At 49.5% G+C, this 19872-nt stretch carries 16 protein-coding genes; 13 read left to right on the top strand and 3 right to left on the bottom strand.

Annotated features, from left to right (window positions below):
- Positions 1-510: 510 nt before the first annotated feature.
- Positions 511-1095 (top strand): cysteine hydrolase family protein, encoded by a 585-nt coding sequence (locus ACZ500_RS16680; RefSeq protein WP_464228522.1) that lies wholly within the window; start codon positions 511-513, stop codon positions 1093-1095.
- A gap of 473 nt (positions 1096-1568) precedes the next feature.
- Here ACZ500_RS16680 and ACZ500_RS16685 read toward each other — a convergent pair whose 3' ends face one another.
- Complete coding sequence (locus ACZ500_RS16685) at positions 1569-1712, bottom strand: hypothetical protein (protein ID WP_464228523.1); 144 nt, start codon at positions 1710-1712, stop codon at positions 1569-1571.
- Between the two features lie 52 nt (positions 1713-1764).
- Here ACZ500_RS16685 and ACZ500_RS16690 point away from each other — a divergent pair, with 52 nt between their 5' ends.
- The 3 genes from ACZ500_RS16690 to ACZ500_RS16700 all read left to right on the top strand — a co-directional run bounded on the left by ACZ500_RS16690 (position 1765) and on the right by ACZ500_RS16700 (position 4332).
- Positions 1765-2484 (top strand): alpha/beta fold hydrolase, encoded by a 720-nt coding sequence (locus ACZ500_RS16690; RefSeq protein ID WP_464233072.1) that lies wholly within the window; start codon positions 1765-1767, stop codon positions 2482-2484.
- Between the two features lie 172 nt (positions 2485-2656).
- The gene (locus ACZ500_RS16695; RefSeq protein WP_464228524.1) at positions 2657-3103 is read left to right on the top strand and encodes a nuclear transport factor 2 family protein; all 447 of its coding nucleotides are present in this window, start codon (positions 2657-2659) and stop codon (positions 3101-3103) included.
- A 335-nt stretch (positions 3104-3438) separates the two neighbouring features.
- The gene (locus tag ACZ500_RS16700) at positions 3439-4332 is read left to right on the top strand and encodes an alpha/beta fold hydrolase (protein WP_464228525.1); all 894 of its coding nucleotides are present in this window, start codon (positions 3439-3441) and stop codon (positions 4330-4332) included.
- A 577-nt stretch (positions 4333-4909) separates the two neighbouring features.
- On the opposite strand, the gene ACZ500_RS16705 is transcribed toward ACZ500_RS16700, so the two are convergent.
- A complete protein-coding gene (locus ACZ500_RS16705; protein WP_464228527.1) occupies positions 4910-5146 on the bottom strand; it encodes a transposase in 237 nt (78 codons plus the stop codon).
- Positions 5147-6132: 986 nt separating this feature from the next.
- Here ACZ500_RS16705 and ACZ500_RS16710 point away from each other — a divergent pair.
- From ACZ500_RS16710 to ACZ500_RS16750, 9 genes are all read left to right on the top strand, one after another.
- Positions 6133-7569, top strand: coding sequence for an MFS transporter (locus tag ACZ500_RS16710; RefSeq protein WP_464228528.1), 1437 nt, complete (start codon positions 6133-6135; stop codon positions 7567-7569).
- Between the two features lie 353 nt (positions 7570-7922).
- Positions 7923-10181, top strand: coding sequence for a cache domain-containing protein (locus ACZ500_RS16715; protein WP_464228529.1), 2259 nt, complete (start codon positions 7923-7925; stop codon positions 10179-10181).
- A 156-nt stretch (positions 10182-10337) separates the two neighbouring features.
- The gene (locus ACZ500_RS16720; RefSeq protein ID WP_464228530.1) at positions 10338-11192 is read left to right on the top strand and encodes a class I SAM-dependent methyltransferase; all 855 of its coding nucleotides are present in this window, start codon (positions 10338-10340) and stop codon (positions 11190-11192) included.
- Between the two features lie 605 nt (positions 11193-11797).
- On the top strand, positions 11798-12646 hold the full coding sequence (locus ACZ500_RS16725) for an enoyl-CoA hydratase/isomerase family protein (protein ID WP_464233073.1): 849 nt from the start codon (positions 11798-11800) through the stop codon (positions 12644-12646).
- Between the two features lie 15 nt (positions 12647-12661).
- Positions 12662-13414 carry an enoyl-CoA hydratase/isomerase family protein gene (locus ACZ500_RS16730; RefSeq protein ID WP_464228531.1) on the top strand — a complete coding sequence of 251 codons (753 nt, stop codon included), beginning with the start codon at positions 12662-12664 and terminating at the stop codon, positions 13412-13414.
- 90 nt (positions 13415-13504) lie between these two features.
- Complete coding sequence (locus ACZ500_RS16735) at positions 13505-14347, top strand: alpha/beta fold hydrolase (protein WP_464228532.1); 843 nt, start codon at positions 13505-13507, stop codon at positions 14345-14347.
- 34 nt (positions 14348-14381) lie between these two features.
- The gene (locus ACZ500_RS16740; RefSeq protein WP_464228533.1) at positions 14382-15020 is read left to right on the top strand and encodes a hypothetical protein; all 639 of its coding nucleotides are present in this window, start codon (positions 14382-14384) and stop codon (positions 15018-15020) included.
- A gap of 165 nt (positions 15021-15185) precedes the next feature.
- Entirely contained in the window at positions 15186-16433 is a 1248-nt protein-coding gene (locus ACZ500_RS16745; RefSeq protein WP_464228534.1) for a CaiB/BaiF CoA transferase family protein, read from the top strand.
- 5 nt (positions 16434-16438) lie between these two features.
- Positions 16439-17632, top strand: a complete 1194-nt coding sequence (locus tag ACZ500_RS16750) for a CaiB/BaiF CoA transferase family protein (protein ID WP_464228535.1) — start codon at positions 16439-16441, stop codon at positions 17630-17632.
- Here ACZ500_RS16750 and ACZ500_RS16755 read toward each other — a convergent pair.
- The gene (locus ACZ500_RS16755; RefSeq protein WP_464228536.1) at positions 17622-19325 is read right to left on the bottom strand and encodes an amidohydrolase; all 1704 of its coding nucleotides are present in this window, start codon (positions 19323-19325) and stop codon (positions 17622-17624) included. The two genes, ACZ500_RS16750 and ACZ500_RS16755, sit on opposite strands and share 11 nt — an antisense overlap.
- Between the last annotated feature and the right edge of the window lie 547 nt (positions 19326-19872).

Consider the following 19872-nt stretch of genomic DNA (forward strand, 5'->3'; position numbering starts at 1 on the left):
ACCACACAAACCCAGGGAATCCGCTTGACCCACCCTGTTGCACCGTGCTAACCTGCGTCATGTTAATTTGTGTCAGGCATTGGGAAAGGGGGCCATGCGACCTTCCAAGCTAAACTTGGGGCCAGCGCGAGCTGCCCCGCTGATGATATAGGATTGCTGATCCACTGTTCAAGTTCCAAGAAAACTTTCCGCTTCAGATGTCATTTGCAGCGCGAATTCTCATGTAATCCCAATTGGCGCTTGGACCTGGGAAGCCTTGTTCATTTCTATCTCGTTAACTCATTCTTCTGACGCTTCGACGACTCCTTTGATGCCGTGGTTGAATGTGTTGAATTCTGCTGAATAGCACACAAGATTACAGTGTTGATCGGTGTCACCCTCAGTTTCGCCCTAATGATCTGCCACAAGGTGTATCGGCAAATGGTAAAGCCTTTATCTGGTGTCTCACAATCGATGTTACTAAATTCTTAACAGCAAAATATCTTTGACTGTAAAGAAGGTATGCTTCTCATGAGCAGTAATCCTTTGATTGACCAAAAGTCATCGGCTCTCTTGGTCATGGACTATCAGCGCGCCATTGTAGAAAGCTATGCAAGTGACTGCCTAAAGCTGCTCGCCCGAATGTCTGACCTCATTAAGGCTGTACGCAACGTCGATATGAATGTGATATACGTCGTGGTTGGGTTCCGCACAGGCTATCCAGAGGTCAACCCGCGGAACCAATCCTTCGGACCTCTCAGGGGCAGTGGACACCTTCTTGCTGGATCAGTCGGAAATGAAGTGCATCCGAGTGTTGCTCCAATGGCAGATGATGTCATAGTCACAAAGCGTCGTATTAACGCATTTGCTGGCACTGACATGGATATTATCCTACGCGCAAAAGGCATTGATACATTGATCCTTGCGGGAATATCAACCAGTGGCGTTGTGCTCTCGACGGTCAGACATGCTGCAGATGCTGACTATCGGATTATTGTCGTGAGCGACTGTTGCGCGGATATCGATCCTGAAGTCCATCGCATCCTCATGGAAAAGGTCTTCCCACTGCAGGCAGCCGTAATATCAGCGAAGGATGCGATGCGGGTACTCTCTTAATCGCTTAGCGGAAAGCCTTCCACGGTCTTCGGTATTAAGGCGGGCAAACCTCATCCACTTGCTGAATCCCGTGCCCAAAGGGGCCGTATAGAAGTGAGGCCAGTCGAGATAAAAGCGCTTTTCGAAGGAAAAAACCCCATAGGTTTAAAGGCGGTTTCGGCGCGCCGTAATTGGGCAATGTCCTTCTTCCTTATCAAGATATAACTGAGCGAAACCTAAATGTCCCGTGGAAAACGACACTCCAATAGGCTCTCATTTATGCTCTTTGTGTCGACTCATCGGCCGGTTAAAACCAAATCCAACGAAGAAACGAAAAATGCCGTCAGTCAATTTGGAGCCAGGATCTAGAGCGCGCATCTCTTTCGCTATTGCACCACTTGTTGTGCTGCACATCGGCTATTCCGATTTCAGAAAAAGGCCAATTTATAATAGCGGCCTACCAATCCCTCATAACCGTGTTCATACGGAAATATTTATTCAGCACGACCTGGTTTGCAATCCGAAAATGAGGATTTTTGCTTAATGTCAAGGCAACCAAGCGTTTGCGCGGAGGCGATCTGTGGGTCGCTGCTCCAGCAAACGTGCAGATTGACGCCGAGCTTAGCCAAAAAGACCATTTCTGGATGCTAACTCCATGGAGATTATCGGGGGGACTGCGTGAATTTGCCTGTGGAAAAATATGGAGACGGCGAAAAGCTCCTCTTCATTCATGGGGCAGGAGGAAGTTCTGCTTCATTCTATTTTCAGAAGCAATACCTTGAGCATTGTTTCGAAGTTACTCTTTTCGATTTGCCAGGCCGTGGAAAATCGGGAAATGAAGGGTGTCGATCTATCCCCGAATACGTCGAGATCGTGAGGACGGTCATCGACGAGCAAGATCTCATGGCGTGTTATATCGTTGGACACTCAATGGGCGGCCTTATAGCGATGTCCCTCGCGCTTACCCATCCTGAGACGATCAAAGGCCTTGTCCTTATCGCGACAGGGGCGCATCTGCGAGTATCCCCGGAGATCCTGGAATGGATCATGCTGGACAAGGAGCGGATTATTGATGTCATTGCTCTTATGGCCTTTTCGAAGAAAACTCACCCGGCTGTTGTAAGGTATGCCGTTGAAGAAATGCTGAAGGTATCCCCGGAAACGATGTTCGGCGATTTTTTTGCCTGTGATCAGACAGACATTACAGAAGAGGTCGGGAAGATAAAAATCCCTACGTTGATCATCCACGGGTTAGACGACCAACTGACACCGCCATACTGCTCCGAGTATCTTAACCATGCTATTAAGGGTTCGGAGATGGTATCAATTGCGGATGCAGGTCATATGGTGCTCCTGGAGAAACCCGAGGAAGTGAACCGGGAGATCGAACGCTTTGCAACTCATCGATAACCTTTCTCATTGGCTCGGCGCTGCCCCCGGAAAAAATTCACCCTTATTTCCCGCGTCGTGCCATTCTAAATCTAAATTGGCACTATTGTAGTTGCATCTAACCTTGGCAGTCTTTCGGACTTGGCTGCCTTGGGACTTCTTCTATCGCGAGCATCAGCTAGAGGAGTAAAGCATGAAGAATAAAGGCATCGAAAGCTCATTGCAGGATATAATAGACCGGGAAGCGATCCGTACCCTCCCTGTACTTTATTGTCATTACATCTGGCACGCAAATATTGACGGATTTGTAAACCTTTTTACCGCCGATGGATCAGTATCGACTAGTGACCCAACCCTCCCTGATGCGCAGGGCAGTAATGAACTGCGCAAGATGATCACTGATGTACTGGAAACTATGAAATCTAAACCTTTCATTCATAACCACGTAGTCGAACTTTTAGGTCCGAATCAAGCCAAAGGATACTGTTACCTGGAGGTATGCTTACTACGTGACGGCAATCCATGGAAAATGGTAGCCTGGTATGATGACGCATATGTTAAAGTCGAAGGGGAGTGGAAATTCAAATCACGGAAGATTACCGTTGACTCCCTAATACCAATGAACGAAAGAAAACAGTAGCTTTTTCAAGCTGCAAATCCGCACTCTGGCTCGGCTGAAAGCGTAGCAACTGCGACACGTACCGTGGCGAACCTATCTTCCGCCCAGATCGCTGAACCACAGTTCTGCCGATGAACCATAAGGAAGAAAGCCTGGAATGTAAACGCAACACGTAAAGCGGGAGTCCTCGCAGTCGAAATCCTTATCATTCAAATATGCAACGGAAAATCCCTCTCAAATGAGTGGCCTTTTAAAATCGGCATTGATTATTCCCTCTCTAGGATAGGGGTGCCGACGAAGCTTGAGAAGAGGGATAACTCACAAGAGAATGGATCTGACCCAAAACGAGAAATTCAATGAGCGCAGGCAAGAAGCTACCAGGAACACCTGAGCCAATGCACTTTTGGGAGGGTTTTGGCGGGCTAAGACTAGCGGGGGATTCCTGGGGCGGCCCAGACGGCCCATTGGTCATACTTCAACACGGTGGAGGGCAAACCCGACATGCATGGAAGAAGACAGGCAAAGCACTTGCTAATGCCGGGTATTTCGTCGTAGCCTTTGACATCAGAGGTCACGGCGATTCGGAGTGGGCTGTCGATGGTTCTTATGGGGAGGATGTTCTGGTTCAGGATCTCAAATCTGTTGTCGCTGCACTTGGCAACCGTCGTCCGGTTCTTGTCGGTGCTTCCAAAGGAGGCGCAACCAGCCTGATCGCTGTTGGTGAAGGTCACGTCGACGCCACTGCCTTGGTTCTAGTTGATGTCGCCCCGCACATAGAAGAAAATGGAGTCACCAATATCGACCAATTCATGAGGCAGAAACCAGAGGGTTTTGCTTCGCTCGAAGAGGTAGCCGAGGCAATCGCCAAATACCAGCCCCACCGCAAACGCGAAAGGAACCTGGATAGTTTATCCAAGAATATTCGTCTTTCTCCTGATGGCATGTATAGATGGCACTGGGATCCCCTTTACCGCGACCGCCCCGGTAAATATGCCCTTGAGCAACGCCGGCTACGGCTGGAGGCCTGTTCCCTTAGGCTAAAATTGCCTACATTGCTGGTTCGCGGCGCCCTCTCTAATTTGCTCAACGAAAGTGGCGCGCAGGCTTTCCTGAGACTGTGTCCTCACAGCGAATACGTCAACGTTGCCGACACAGCACATATGGTGGCTGGAGACCGAAACGATGTGTTCGGCAATGCAGTCATTGAATTCTTGTCCAGAGAAGTACCTACAGGAAGTCAGCCGATCTAAGAACCCCTCGAACCTATCTCGTTGCCCTCCCTGTATTCTAGAAAAATCTCGACAATAAACCCTAATCCGTAGATTCACTGAGCTCCCGTTCGATGCATTCTTTTCCTTGTGGTGGCAATCATTTTGAGTGAATTCTCCTTCTGCCATTCTTGGATGTTAGATTTCAGGAGACATACGCGATGGGCTTTGACCGCCAGTGGACCTCCATCTTCAGATACACAAAAGTGAGAAGCATACAGCAGGCTCCTTCTCCTGCAATCATCTATATCGGCTTGGTACGTTTCTTGAGATCTATATTCACTCGCTCCATAACATTGCTTGTCCAAAGGCATATCCACTTTTCCGTTGAGAACGGGTAAATATGTCTGGCGTGAGGCAAGAAATCTTTCGTGAGAGTTAACTGCCGATGGCTAATCCTGTTCCCACTTACCTTTAAAAGCCTCAAGAAACTCGAGAGTTTTTTTCCATGAAGAGGTTTAAAAGATGTAACGGAGCTCATCCGTAATTTTCTTCTCCACCTTTCTCTGGACTTTGCCAGCATATTGCGGCCAACGTGGATCTGGCGTCTCTAGACGATTCAACAGGGGAATTCCTTCAAGAAGACCTTGTTTACCCCTGGCAGACCATGCATGATGCCAAACACCACTTGGCTAGCATCAAGGCCCTGCCCATTTATTTCTTTGAACAACTCACGCCATGTGGTTGCGGACTCCTTGCCCCCGGCTTGCACCACCAAGGTGGTGCGATGTCCTGCAGTGGCGACCCCGATAACAACCAGAATCTGTACCTTCGATATAGAACGATCCACTCCCATAGAGAAGAAAGTCCCATCAACCTACACGTGCTCTTGTTATCCCGAGATAGACTCACCTATACAGCCTGGTGATGGTCAAGCCACCCCCCGCTTTGGACTCTCAAAAAATGGATCCTCTTTCGCTCGAAAAAATCCACCGTGGAAATGCATAGCAGATACTGGCCATGGATCATAAAGCAAATGGCAAAATAGGCGGGCTCAGTTTGGAGAAGCGAGAGTTCATTTTAATGCGAGGGATTGAGGTTTTCTAAGGTTTCTTAAATAGAGGCGGATGCTCGACGAGCACCACGCTGGTTAAACTGAGCGCCAGCCAGATCGCTTCTCTCGGCCTGACGTGCTCTCCCAAGACCTGGTGGCATATCTAAAAGTTATAGAAAACTTTAGATATTTCGGCATCAAAGGTCTCTTGGAAATCTCGAAATTGTCGTAGAAAACACGAATATAGGCATGGCAAAAATTTCCATGCAAGCCACTGAAAAACAAAACTAAATACCTTATGATCCTCGATTCCGACAAAAATTATAAAACGACCGACGAGAAGGAAGAAATATTTGACACGAAAGTCATAATATGCGATTGTTTAAATGACACATGAGACAGTATAATAAGTGCGCGCGTTACATAAATATTCTAAATTTAATATACATAGAAATAAAGCAAGAGGAAACCCAAAGAGGCAGCCGGCCGCCCAAATCTTTATTCTTCCTTTGTTCGTTTCCGATCCGGGCATAGAGGTTTTTCATTAAGATTTGGAAAATCGTTAGTTTCTGCATATAAAAACCTGCGGGTTGCTGCACAACCAGTCTTGCAGATTAGCGCCCAGGATGGCTAAAAAGATCCTTTACGGATGGAAGCCTGCTCATGCCCAATAATCATTCGCGGATTAAAGATACGGTCTGAAGACTTTGATATCCCTATTGAAATTGAAAAAGCCAACGCGCCGTAAGCAGCAGTCCAAGGCAGGTGGGAAGACGGCACGAGGCGACATGTCGGATTACCGTATGTATAAAATTGTCGCCGTGTTGATGATAGTCGAGGTACTAAGTTCACTCGAAATCAGCATGGTCTTCACCGCCTTTCCGACTATCCAGCAAGAATTCAACGACCCGCACATGACCGGATGGCTGTTGACCTCGTTCCTGCTCGTCCAAGCAGGCACAGCAGCGGTGGGTGGTCGCCTCGGCGACATCTTCGGGCGCAAGCTGCTTCTGGTGATCATCTCTGTGATCTGCGCGTTCGGATCTCTGGTCAGCGCGATTGCGCCCAACCTTGAGCTCATCATCCTCGGTCGCGCAGTACAAGGCGTTTCCGGTGCGATTCTCCCGCTCAGTTACGGAATCGTGCGCCAGGTGACAACACCCAAAAAAACTCCATTTTTCATCGGCTGCATGACCGGCGCTTACGCGTTCGCTGCGGCGCTGGGCTACATTGTCGCCGGATACCTGACTGACATGGGCAGTTGGCGCTATATCTTCTGGTTCACCACGTTTTACGGCGCGGCGATTCTACCGCTGCTCTTGCTGATCGTCCCCGAGTTCAGGAATCCGAACATCTCAAGGAATCTCGACATCATCGGAGGTCTGCTCTTCATGCCTGCTGTCGCCAGCCTGCTTTACGGCGTAATGTTGCTCGGAAAGGCTGGCTGGAAATCCTCAAATACCCTGTTGTTCCTGTTGTTGGGTGCATCCTTGCTGGTCTACTGGTTCTGGTATGAGTCGAAGCACAAGGATCCGCTGATCGATGTCAGGCTGCTGAGCGAACCAAAGATTGCCATGGGAAATGTCTGCATGTTGCTAGCTGGCATGGGGGGAAGCCAGGTGGGGCTGATCGCCATGATGATCCTGCAGCAGCCGGAGGCAACCGGAGTCGGCCTGGGTGTAAGCGCCACGTTGGCTGGCTACCTCAAGCTGCCGGCCAACATCGCGACGGCCGCCGCCGCCGCGATCAGTGGCTGGGTTGCCGGCCGATATGGCGCCCACCAGGCCGTAATGCAGGGTGGCGCCGTCGGCTTGTTGGGCTGGGCATCTCTGCTTTTTTTCCACGACAGCCTTTCGCTCGTCATCTTTGGTACTGTCTTGGCTGCTTTTAGCATCGGTATGCTGCTGGCGGCAGTGCCGAACATGCTCCTAGAAGCGTCTCCCCTCGAAAGAACCAGCGAAACGACCGGCTTGGCCGCGGTGCTGCGCGGTATTGGTTTCACCATGGGGACCCAGATCATGACTACCATACTCGCAAGCTCGCGCGTCAGTCTGCCGGGATCGAATGCGAGCTATGCTTCAGAAGCATCCTACCAGTCCTGTTTCGGATATGTCGTCTCGACGATGGCCGTCGTAGTCATTCTCTGCTACTTTATAAACCCGCAGCGACTGAACCGCCTCTGCACCAGCCAAAGTCCCGGTTCTTTGAAGAGAAGGGCGATTTGAGCTACTTTGCCTCGCCGACCCAGAACCTGGTGAGCGACTCACATTCGCTGACGGAACACATTTTCTGCTAATGTCAACAGCTCGATTGTTTTGGATGGTTTGCACGAAAAGTCAGCACGGTTGTCGAAACCACTTAATATTTTAATATACCAATGACCGTCAAATAGACGCGAAATACCTCAAAATTATCCGTGAGAACATCTCCCAATATTGTGAGAGTATCCAAAGAGTCATCTTCAATTTTGCAGATAACCATACTGGGATTGGCTACAACCAAACAAGCATTTTAAATAGATGGCTTGTTAGACCATTCCTAGCATCATTCGGGATATGACGCTAATGCTTCTCGTGCCATGAAAATCGTTTCATCCATCATACACTGGATCCTTACGATCAGCCTTAGATGGAAATTGCTGATTCCGTTTCTATTCTTGTCTTTCGTCGGGACAACGGTAATTGTCTACATCGGACTCAAATCCCAGGAAACTTTAATCAAAAAGCAGGAAAAGAAAGAGCTTGAGCGGATCTATCAGATTTTTTTAACCGTAATAGACCACCGCGAAGTCCAGGCACTCTCCATCGCGATTATGGTGGCCTCAAATCCTGTCGCCAAATCCTCCCTTGCTGAAATGAATCGTGAATCGCTGATCAGCACGTTTATGCCTATTTATGAAGAACTCGAAAGGGAGTTTGGGATTGGCCAGTTCCATTTTCATATCCCTCCGGCAAGATCTTTCCTCAGATTACACCTGCCTGGAGAATCCGGCGAGATGATTTCCTACCGCAGCGAGGTGATGGAGGCCATAAAATCCGGCAAGACGGTTTCGGGACCCGAGTGGGGCTTGACCGGGCTGGCTATCCGCAGCGTTGCACCGGTTTTTGACGGGGACACGTTAGTAGGGACGATTGAAATCGGCTTTCGCTTCGACGCCCCTTTTCTCGAGCAGATCAAGAAGCAATGGCAGGCAGATTTTGCGCTCTACGAGAAAGGCGGTAAAGAAATCTACGTTCCTCTCGCTTCCACGACCGATTGGTGGAAACTCTATAACCCCTTTCCGCTCGAACACGATCCGCAGGAAGATGCTCCCGTCATTCTGGTTGCTCCGGCACAAGCAACGGACAAGTCGATCCTTCTTGGCCCCGTCACGGATTATCGTGGGGATATGGTGGCTCTGGTCCAGATCGAGTCGGACCGCTCAGCCATTATGAGCCGGCTCCAACGTACCCGGAATCTCATGCTTCTGGTCGGCGGTATCGGGATGTTCCTTTCATTCGCTCTCACCTGCCTGATCGCTCACCTCTTCATCAGGCCCATCAAAGAGATTGTCCGCTCCGCCCGGGAAATCGCCCAAGGCGAGCGGGAAAATCGCCTGAAGCTGAGGCCGCTCGATGAGATGGGCATCCTCACGCTCTCCCTGAACACCATGTTGGATGCCCTCCAGCAACGGAGGCGGGAAATCGCCGCTTATGCCCATACCCTCGAGCGAATGGTGGAAGAGCGGACCGGCGACCTGGTTTTGTCCGAAGAAAAATATCGTACTCTCGTGGAACATATCCCGCTGATAGTTTACCGTCTGTTGAATGGCGGGACCCCCGTGTTCATCAATCCCTATTTTACGGAAAAGCTTGGTTATTCCATTGAAGAAGCGATGGCCGACCGAGAATTCTGGCTCGAGAAAATCTGCGGCAAAGGCACGGGGGAAGGAAACAAGGTTCCAGAGCAGTGCTGGGAAGAAGGTGCGGAACTGCACATCGAGCGGATAGTGCATTCCAAAAAGGGAGAGGAACTCGTTTTTATTGACCACGCCATTCCCGCCTTGGATGAAAACGGCCGCGTGAAATGGATTGACGGCACGATGGTGGATATTACCGAGCTCAAGCGGTTGCAGGAGAGGACGCTGCAGACTGAACAAATCAAGCTCCTCGGAGAAATATCCGCCCGTTTCGCTCACGAGATCCGCAACCCCCTCACGATCGTCGGCGGTTTTGCAAGGCGGCTCTATAAATCCCTCTCTCCGGAATACCCCAGTTATAGGTTTGCCCAGATCATACTGGAGGAAGTCGGCAGGCTGGAGGATATTTTACAGATCATTATTTCCTCCATCGAGCCTTTCACCCTCAACGTCAACAAGGTTGACCTAAACAAAACACTTGCCGACTGTCTGGAGGGACTCAAGGAATCTATAATCCTGAGGCATCTCCACATTGAAACCTTCTTCGACCAGGCCATCAAACCGCTGGAAGGCGACGTGGATCTTCTGCAACGCGCCTTCGAGTGCATGCTCAAGCATGCCATTATATCTTCGCCTAAACACGAGACGCTCATTGTACGCACGAAGAAAAAAAACGGGAACTGTATCGTGATGATCAGCCAGCGCGCTGAAAGTCTCGCGGAGGATGACCTAGAACAGTTTTTCTTCCCCCGGATATTAGGAAAAGTCAGCTCAGACATCAAGGAACTGCCGCTGGCCAAAATCATCGTCCACCGACACGCAGGGAGAGTCACAGTAGAGAGGGAATCCGAGGACCGAATCCTGCTAAGGATCGAGTTGCCGCAGGTCTTGCCCAAGCTACGAGGCGCTCGGCGTGAGGACAACCTGTCAAACGCCTAAAGTTAACGTCCTAGCGAGACTAAGAAGCCGTAATCTAAATCCAGGTGGATTTCAGATCCTGTGTCACATAGAGCGGTTGAAGACAATTTCATCCCAGAACACGTTCATTCTAAACTTAACTACATTGATATCTGGAAATGATGCGAGGATGAAAGAATGAAGGACGGACGGGGAAGTTCGACCGCTGAGCTTGTCGCGACTCTTCGAGCGGCGCATCAGATCCTTGATGGTGAGCCGAAGATCCTTGTCGATCCAGTCGCGATACGGCTGATCCATCAATCTTCAGTCGACTTGATCCATAAAAACCCTGGCAAGTTACATGACCCGTTATTGACCGTGCTGAGGGCTCTGGTTGTCATGCGAAGCCGGTTTGCAGAGGATGAACTGAAAGAGGCTGTTCAGCGGGGGATACGGCAGTATGTGGTGCTGGGTGCAGGCCTAGATACATTCGCGTACCGTCAACCGCCCTTTGCAGCGCCTCTTCAGATATTCGAGGTAGATCATCCCGCAAGCCAGAAGGCGAAGTTGGACCGCCTCAGCTCTGCGGATATCCACGTTCCGGAGAACGTTGTGTTCGTGCCTGTTGATTTCGAACGGATGGATCTTCAAAATGCACTCGTTTCAAAGGGCTTCGATCAGGAGCTCCCAACCTTTTTCTCCTGGCTCGGAGTGCTGGCGTACCTTACACCTTCCGCAATTGAATCCACATTACGATTCGTAGCATCCCTGCCGTCCCCGAACGGCATCGTGTTGTCGACTTTTATGCCTGATTCCGCGCTGAGCGGCATTGATCTCAAGGTTGCCGAGTTTCTCACAGCGAACCTTGCGGCACGTGGAGAACCCGTGTTGACGAAACTTTTGCCCTCCGAGGCTGTGGATATGCTCCGGAGCTACGGTTTCTCGCGGGTCTACGATCTTTTGCCCGAGGTCTCGGCCAAGCGATATTTCTCTCAGCGTAGCGACAGGTTACGGCAACCTCTATTTGCACGGTTGTACAGTGCCACCAGATGAGAACAAAGCCCGATTATTGTTATCGGCCTGACAGCCTGCTTCTAAGCACCGGCCGCGCCGGCTCCAATAGAGCAGAAGGAGGGACCGACCAATATCGACGTCAAACTCTTCGTTGCGGGACCGCTCGTCTGGATATCTGCTCCGACGAGCATCGGGAAACCCCACCCCGACAAGAGGGCTGATAAGGGATGTGCATACGTTATTCGATTTTCCTCCAGTCGGTAAAAAAAGGCAGGCCCCTGCGGCGCCAAGTGCACTAGGTGCGCAGCCGGAAAATACCCTTGACCTAATCCGTCGCACGGTGCTAGCGTGCTTTCAGATCGGTATAAACGGAATAATCCCAGCCCTGGAGGTCTTGCAAGCTCGCTTCGGACCGGTTCTGCGCAGGACAGCTTCATCAACAAGCGCAGCATGCTCGGCAAGTATCTCGAGCTAGCAAACCGATGAGGGCATGAGCATCGGCCGATTTTGGAGGACACCCCTTGGTCGGGCTGCGGAAGGAGATCCGCCGGGTTCTCGAGCGAAAGAGGAAAGCGTAGCAAGCTTTCGGCTTAACTTGCCCGAGTCCCAGCAGCCGGAGGTTTTCGGGGAAGCGCTGACGTGTGATGGATTTCCTCCAGAAAAGCATCCACGGGTTCAAGGAAAAAGATATTATATGGAGGTGCGAATCAGGTCCCGTGAATCATCGAAATTTCTTATACCAAAAGCATGATCGAACCGTTCTGATAAGCACTGCTTGCAGAGAAGATCTCGATACCACCTTGAGTGTTCTCTCTCAGGAATTTAGTGACCTTTGTGATGAGATTAACTCAGATAAAGAAGTTCGGGTAATAGTGCTTACAAGCGATGAAAAGGGTTTTTTTCCCTTAATCTCTTACACTACCGATTTACACCGCTTCTCGGACAACCAACTGCCCCACACTGATTTCCCTTCAATTGCCGACGCGGTAGCAGGTATTCGTATGCCCGTTATCGCGGCAATCAACGGAAATGCCATTGGTTTTGGCTTGGAGATCGCGCTTGCCTGCGATATAAGGATCGCCAGTGCAGCAAGCCACTTTGGCCTGGACCAAATTAAGACAGGCCTCATGCCATGCGATGGCGGGACACAGCGTTTGCCTGCTATCGTGGGGAAAGGCAGAGCGCTTGAGCTGATTCTGACAGGAAAGATCATCGATGCGAAGGAGGCCCACTTTATAGGTTTAGTAAGTGAAATCATAAAACCCGAGCAGCTGGTGCAAACAGCCATTGAACTCGCCCGTGAAATCGGCGCAGCCGCTCCCGTTGCTCTGATGTACCTGAAAGAAGCGGTTCAAAAAGGCATGGATATGACCCTTGAACAGGGACTCCGTATGGAGTCAGATCTCTATTTCTTACTACAAACAACGGAAGACCGTGCGGAAGGCATACATGCCTTTCGCGAGCGACGAACGCCTGCTTTTAAGGGAAAATAATTTTTTCGGGTAGCCATGAACAGTTTTGAAACACTCATCTATGAAAAGGAGGGTCAAGTAGCATGCGTGACCCTCAACCGCCCGAACATGCTGAATGTATATAATATCCAGATGAGAGACGACCTTTCCCAGGTATTAAGAGCCATCAGCGATGACCCCGAGGTGCTGGTTGCGCTCTTCAAGGGCGCTGGTGAAAAAGCCTTTTGCGCCGGGGCCGACCTTAGCGAGTTTCTCACATCAGAATCCCCCGTGGAAGCCCGTAAAGTACGCTGGGAAAGAGATATCTGGGGTCTTTTCCTGAACATTCCTCAACCCACTGTCGCCGCCCTTCACGGCTATGTCTTAGGTTCCGGTATTGAAATGGCCCTTTGCTGCGATATAAGGATTACGGCAGATGACGCGCGTTTTGGCTTGCCTGAGGTAGGGTTGGGAATAATTCCCGGTGCTGGAGGAACTCAAACGCTGCCGCGCACTGTAGGACAAGCCAAGGCCATGCAGATGTTGCTTACAAACCGCTGGGTGGATGCGCAAGAGGCTTGGAGTTTAGGCCTTGTCAACGAGGTGGTCTCAAAAAGCTTTCTTCAAGAAAGAGTCCGAGAAATAACCCAAAGTATTTGCTCATTGGACCCTTTGGCTTTGAGATACGCCAAAGAGGCAGTTAGGAGAGGATCGGGTCTTACCTTGTCCCAAGGATTGGATCTTGAAAAGCAGCTCGCCTCGCGCCTTTATCACAGAGTATACCAATTAGAGAAACAGCAAAAAAAGTAATATTTTTACTAAAAAACAAAATGGCATGGTTTGCGCTGCAGTTATGAAGAATTACCGATTTGGATTTGGTTTTTTAAGTCGATTAGAAATATGAAGAACTCAGTACCATCCAGCCACTTCCTCCCTATTCACGGTTTGCAAATGCACTACCTTGATTGGGGCAATGAGACCCGTAAACCCATGGTGTTGCTTCATGGCGTGATGGGGCATGCCCATTTATGGGACAACGTTGCACTTTTTTTTATGGACAGGTATCACGTGATCGCCCTTGACCAAAGAGGCCACGGTCAAAGCCAGCCTTGCCCTAGGGGTTCATATGCGCTTGACGATCATTTTATTGATATTACAGCATTTTTCGACACACTTAAGCTATCTGACTTAATTCTTATGGGGCATTCCATGGGTGGCCGAAACGCCCTTTTCTTTGCCGCCCTCTCCCCTAATACAGTCAGTCGGCTCATTCTCGTCGAAGCACGTTTGGGTAACAATCCTACCGCCTCCTTTTCTCTCCGCCAGATCGTGGCCCATCTCCCTCACAGAGTGAAATCACTGGATGAAGCCATGGCCGCCATCAGCCTACTTTTTCCCCGCATTGACATTGACGAGTGCAGGCGGATCGCACGTTTCGGATTCCGCCGGGTGAGCCGGCGCACCTTTGTATGTTGTTATGACCCAAAAATGACCTTTGATGCCGCGAAATCGGGGTTTATTGTTCTGGATTTACGCCCTTTTCTGAAGAATGTGACCTGCCCAACCCTGGTTGTCAGGGGTGGGGATAGCCCATTCGTCTCGCGGGAGGAAGCAAAGGAGATGTCGGAACTTATGCCCAATGCCACTTGGGGAGAAATCCTGGAGGCTACGCACATGCCGGCGCTGGAAAACCCTAAAGCCTTTCTGAGCCTTGTCTCTTCATTCTTGGAAAACCGGTCATGAGCGCTGTTCTTCATCGCCGCATACGGATCATGTAGTGGACTTTACATTTCAACGAGAAGCCCTGAAAGCTTCAGGGGTCAAACAAAACTTGATGTTAACGTATACAACTAAACTCCTGCGGTTGCACGAAGAATCTCAGTTACACGTACCCGCATCAAAGGATCCCGTATTGAAAGCGCGAGCGCTTTTTGACTGGCTCTGGGCGCGAAGATCGCATCGATACAAACGAAAAGGCACATACAAACTCCACGAGGTTATCGACTCGGAGTTGAATATAGAAAATGGATATAGAGCCAACTGTCTTGGCCTCACAGTGTTTTATCATTGTCTTTTGGTGTATGAAGGAATTAAACCAGAGGCTGTGTATTTAGAAGATGCATTTGGCTACGGCCCTCACGTATTCACGCTCTTGCGATACGCTGGCAGAACAACCGACGTGGAAAATATTTTTGCAGATGGATTCGATTATCAGGGACATCTAGGGAATTCAAATAGAATCATCTGGAAAGAGAAGGAACTGGTAGCTGATATCTATGAGAGTCTCGGCACAGAGTTATTCCTTTTGGGTGAACATAGAAGAGCTCAGGAGCAATATGAGCAAGCACTCAAACTAAATCCGAATTATGAAAAGGCTCACATCAATAGGAATGTAGTATTACACATCAACCATTAGCAGAAAATAGAGACCGAAAGGCCATGTGCCGGGCCATCGCAATCACCAGAAATCTGCAAACTGGTCCTCCTGAAAATCTGGCAGAACCGAAGAAATCATCAGAAAACCGATCGCTGATGCAACGAGCTGATAAGAGCTTTTGAAAGCCACAAGTCAAACCGCCCTATGGAAAATCCCTCTAGGTCACAGCTAGCCATAAATGGTGAAAGACAACCGCCGGAACTTCTCAGGGAGGTAAGAATTCTTGATCTTGCTGACGAAAAGGCGAGTTTTTGTTCTAAACTCCTGGCTGAAATGGGTGCGCAAGTCATTAAGATAGAGAAGCCCAGCGGGGACCCTTCGCGAAAAAGAGGACCTTTTCTAAAAAGGGCGAATGAAAATCCTCTGAGCCTTTCCTTCCTATACAACAACATCAACAAGCGCGGCATTACCCTTGACCTGGAATGTGCCGAGGGAATAGCAATCTTTCAAAGACTGATAAAACGTTGTGACGTGGTGGTGGAAACATTTTCACCAGGGCATCTTGACCGCTTGGGTATCGGTTTCCAATGCATGCGGCAAATAAATGAGGGCCTCATCCTGACATCGGTCACTGGATTTGGTCAGAGTGGCCCTAAGAAATCCCACAAGAGCTGTGATCTGGTGGCAGCGGCCTCTGGGGGTCAGATGTACGTCACCGGCCTTGCGGACAGGGAACCTCTCAAGAACTTCGGCGACCAGTCTTACCTAGCTGCGTCTCTTTTTGGGGCAATAAGTATCATCCTCGCCCTTAGAAAGCGGCGTGAGAAACGGAGGGGAGAACACATCGACATTTCTCTCCAGGAAGCGGTGACTGCAACACTAGAGCATGTGCTTGTACGTTTTTTCACCGAAAAGGCCGTCTCCCGCCGGCAGGGGAGTCTACACTGGAATCATCTTTTCCACATCTTGCCGTGTAAGGATGGGTTTCTACAGTTGACCCTCTTCGATAACTGGGAGACCTTGGTGGAATGGATGGACGCGGAGGGAATGGCAGCGGACCTTAAGCAAGAGAAGTATCGTGATGAAGCGTATCGGCTTGCACATTTTGAGCATTTTATCGTGCTTCTCGAAAAATGGACAAGAACCCATACCTGTAAAGAGCTGTTCCAACTCGGTCAACTAATGAGATTTCCTTGGGCACCCGTTTATTCTCCTAGAGAAGTTATAGAAAGTGATCAGCTCGCATCACGGGATTTTTTTTATACCATGGACCACACTGAGTCAGGATACCAAATCACTTGTCCGGCATTTCCGGCACGCATCTCCGGGGTTTCCGGAATCCGACACGCAAGCGCACCTCGGATTGGTGAACATAACATTCACATTTATCACAATGAACTTGGTATGTCTCTTGAAGAGATTGAAAAACTGTCCAGCCTGGGAGTTATTTGAGGCAGGTGAATGTGAAAGAAGGAATCCTTAGAGGCATCAGGGTCCTTGATTTGACCAGAGTACTTGCCGGGCCCTATGCGACACGGACATTGGGGGATTTTGGTGCCGAGATCATCAAGGTGCAGACAAAAAAGACTGCACGCGGTGCCGAGGCAAACATAAGCGGATACTTCAAGGCGTGGAATCGAAACAAAAAAAGCATTACCCTCGATCTTAGCTACCCGGAGGCGAGGCAGCTCCTCCTGCGGTTAGTAGCCATGAGTGATGCGTTGGTCGAGAATTTTTCGCCTCGTGTCATGAAAAACTGGGACCTGGGGTATGAAAACCTCCGACGAACCAAACCCGACATCATCATGCTCAGCATGTCGGGAATGGGGCAAACAGGCCCTTGGAAGGATCATATCGCTTTCGGGCCTACCATCCAGTCGCTTGCCGGCCTGACCTATCTGACCTCTTATGACAAGAATCTTCCTGTAGGACCGGGGTATGCCCACGCGGATATCCTCTCGGGCCTTTTCGGCGCCTTGTCTGTCTTAATCGCCCTGGATAACCGGGACAGAACCGGCAAGGGCTTATACATAGATCTTTCAGAATACGAAGCCGTGTGTGCGCTTCTGGGACCATCGCTGATGAAGACATTCCTCGACACCGAGGAAATCCTGCCCGAGGCCAACCGTTCGTCCCATCCCAACGCAGCCCCTTATGGCTGCTACAGATGCCAAGGGGTGGATAAGTGGTGTGTGGTCGCAGTGTACAGCGATATGGAGTGGCAAAAACTCTGCGATATCATTGGCAACCCTACGTGGTGTAAGGAAAACAGATTTTCTACGCAATACAAGAGAATGGAACATAAAGAAGAATTGGATACGTTAATCGGGGAATGGACATCTAATTACCCGGCCGATGAACTGGTGGCATATTTTCAAGAGATCGGTGTCGCTGCCGGCGTTGTTCAGAATGCCGAGGATCTGGCCCATGACTCCCACCTCTTGAGCAGAAATTTCTTTGTAAGCCTGAATCATCCATTATTGGGTAAGACAACATCCGACGGAACACCTATCAATTTCGCGGAAGAGCACAGAATGAATTGGGAACCGGCCCCTGCCTTAGGAGAAGACAATCGTTATGTCTTTTGCCAACTGCTTGGCCTAACCCACAATGAACTTGTCGCCTATGAAAAAAATGGTGTTATTGGATAATCACATCACGGGTCCATACAATATCGCCTCTAATGATTGTCATATCTACCCTGATTTCTTTTATCTGCTCAACAGGTAGGTTTGTAGGATCTCCGCTTAACACAACCATGTCAGCAAGCTTTCCCGGAGTTATGGAACCCTTTCGATCTTCTTCGAAAAGAACTTCCGCTGCATGAGAAGTATGCATTTTAAGAGCCTCTAGAGGACTGATCCCCTCTTTAACATTGATAACTTTTCCACTCTTACACTTTCTCGATATCGACGAATATATTCCTATCATCGGATTAAGCGGCGCAATAGGAGCATCTGAACCAGCAGCGACCTTTATGCCGGTCTGTAAAAAAGTTCCGATTGGGTAAAGGTGCGACAATTGATTGGCTGGGACCATCTCGAGATAGCGATCTCCATTGTAATAAACGAATGAAGGCTGTGTAACAATGCGAATACCCAACGAGGAGAGCCTACCTGCTAAGGCAGGCGGGCACACGGAGCAGTGCTCTATGCGATGCCTGTGATCTAATCTCGGATATTTCCTTAGTGCATTTTCTATGGCGTCGCAGGCAGACTTGATCGCTCCCTCCTCTACCGCATGAATCGCCACCTGAAACCCTGCTTGATGAACCCGCAGGACCGAATCATTCAGTTCTGATGGAGAAGGATACAGTCTACCAGTGGTTTCGTCGAGGATGATCTTGATCCCTTGAATTCGCACCGAATCAAAATTTGCTCGAAAATCCTGAACATCCAATGTGTTAAAAGATTCAATTCCTAGCATCATGCAAAGGTCGGGGCTGATGAGGCCTCTTTTCTTCAGAACGCGAAAGGACTCCCAGCGCGAAAAATCATTCAAAGTCGAAGCATCCTGCATGGAAGTGATCCCCTGTGAAAGCAATTCCTGCGAGGCCCTCCTCGCTCCTGGCTCGAATTCCTCCACAGTCAAGGGGGATATACGTTCGGACAGAAACCTCCCCATTTCGTACAGCAACCCTGTGGGCTCCCCTGTATTTATATCCCGGTCAATTATTCCACCGGAAGGATCAGACGTACAGATTGAAATACCAACTCGTTCAAGTCCCAGACTGTTGAGCACGTGGGCATGCCCTGTGCGGTGCGCGATCTTCACAGGATGGCTGGGCGCAACATCATCGAGGTCCCACCGGTTCGGATGGCGCCTTTCTTCGAGATAAAACTCATTATATCCTCTCCCCCTGATCCACTCCCCAGGTTTTGCGTTTTGGCTTCGTTCATGGATTCTCTCCTTGATATGAGCAATAGAGCTGATATTGTTGCGTGGCTCCAGATTGAGAGTTACAAAACTCTCCGCAAGAGAGAAAAAATGAAGATGCGGATCCACAAAGCCAGGAACTACAACCTTTCCTTTAAGATCCAAAATCTTGGGAGGGACGTCTTCCGATTTCTGTGCTTCCGCTATTCTATTGCGGACACGCAGTATTTTACCGTCCCGTACTTCCACCTCTGCTGCTATCGGCATAAGAGGGTCACAGGTCAGGAACTTTCCATTGCTGAGAATCAGATCCGGGGACGATAAAGCATGCGGTTTATTCATAAATCTCAATATAGCACGAATGCCAAATATAGGGAATCGGGATAGATGAACTGCCAACAAAATTACTTTCTGGAAGGAGTTTTTGTGCTCTGAGTGCCACTCCAAATTTGCTTGGGCGGCGACCATTACGCTGCACAAATGCAATATATTGATTTCATCAATATTACGCAAAATTTTTTATTTCCGCTCTCGAGGATCTCATTCCCAAATTTTTTGTCTTTGGAATGGCGCCAACAAAAACCCCGGAAAAGCGGAAAAAATAGAATTTCCTTCACCACGCCAATTCCTGCTCATGACTGGCAAGGCGGGAAGCAGAGGAAAATCCCTTTTCGATATCGCCTAAGCCAAAAAGCTTATTTGCCGCGCAAAACCATTAAAAAACCTTTGACAACTAAGCTCGGAAGTGCGAATTTTAGCTTTGGTTTATGCAACAGTTAATCTGTCCGATGCGTCAGGCACATATCTCCTGTGCTCATCCCCTGATGTCCACGCCCTTCTGGGTCAGCCCTCGCACAAGGGAAAGGGGAATTTCATGGCGCCCTTACTGTCAACGCGCCTCGTGCTCGTCCCCCCCTGGAAGGCGTTTAAGGTGGGGAATGCTTCAAGCATCGACGATGAGGGCTACGCCAAGCTTGATCATGTCCGTAGAAAACGCGAAGAAAATGGGTTTTAA

The sequence above is a fragment of the Desulfatiglans parachlorophenolica genome, from assembly GCF_055394735.1.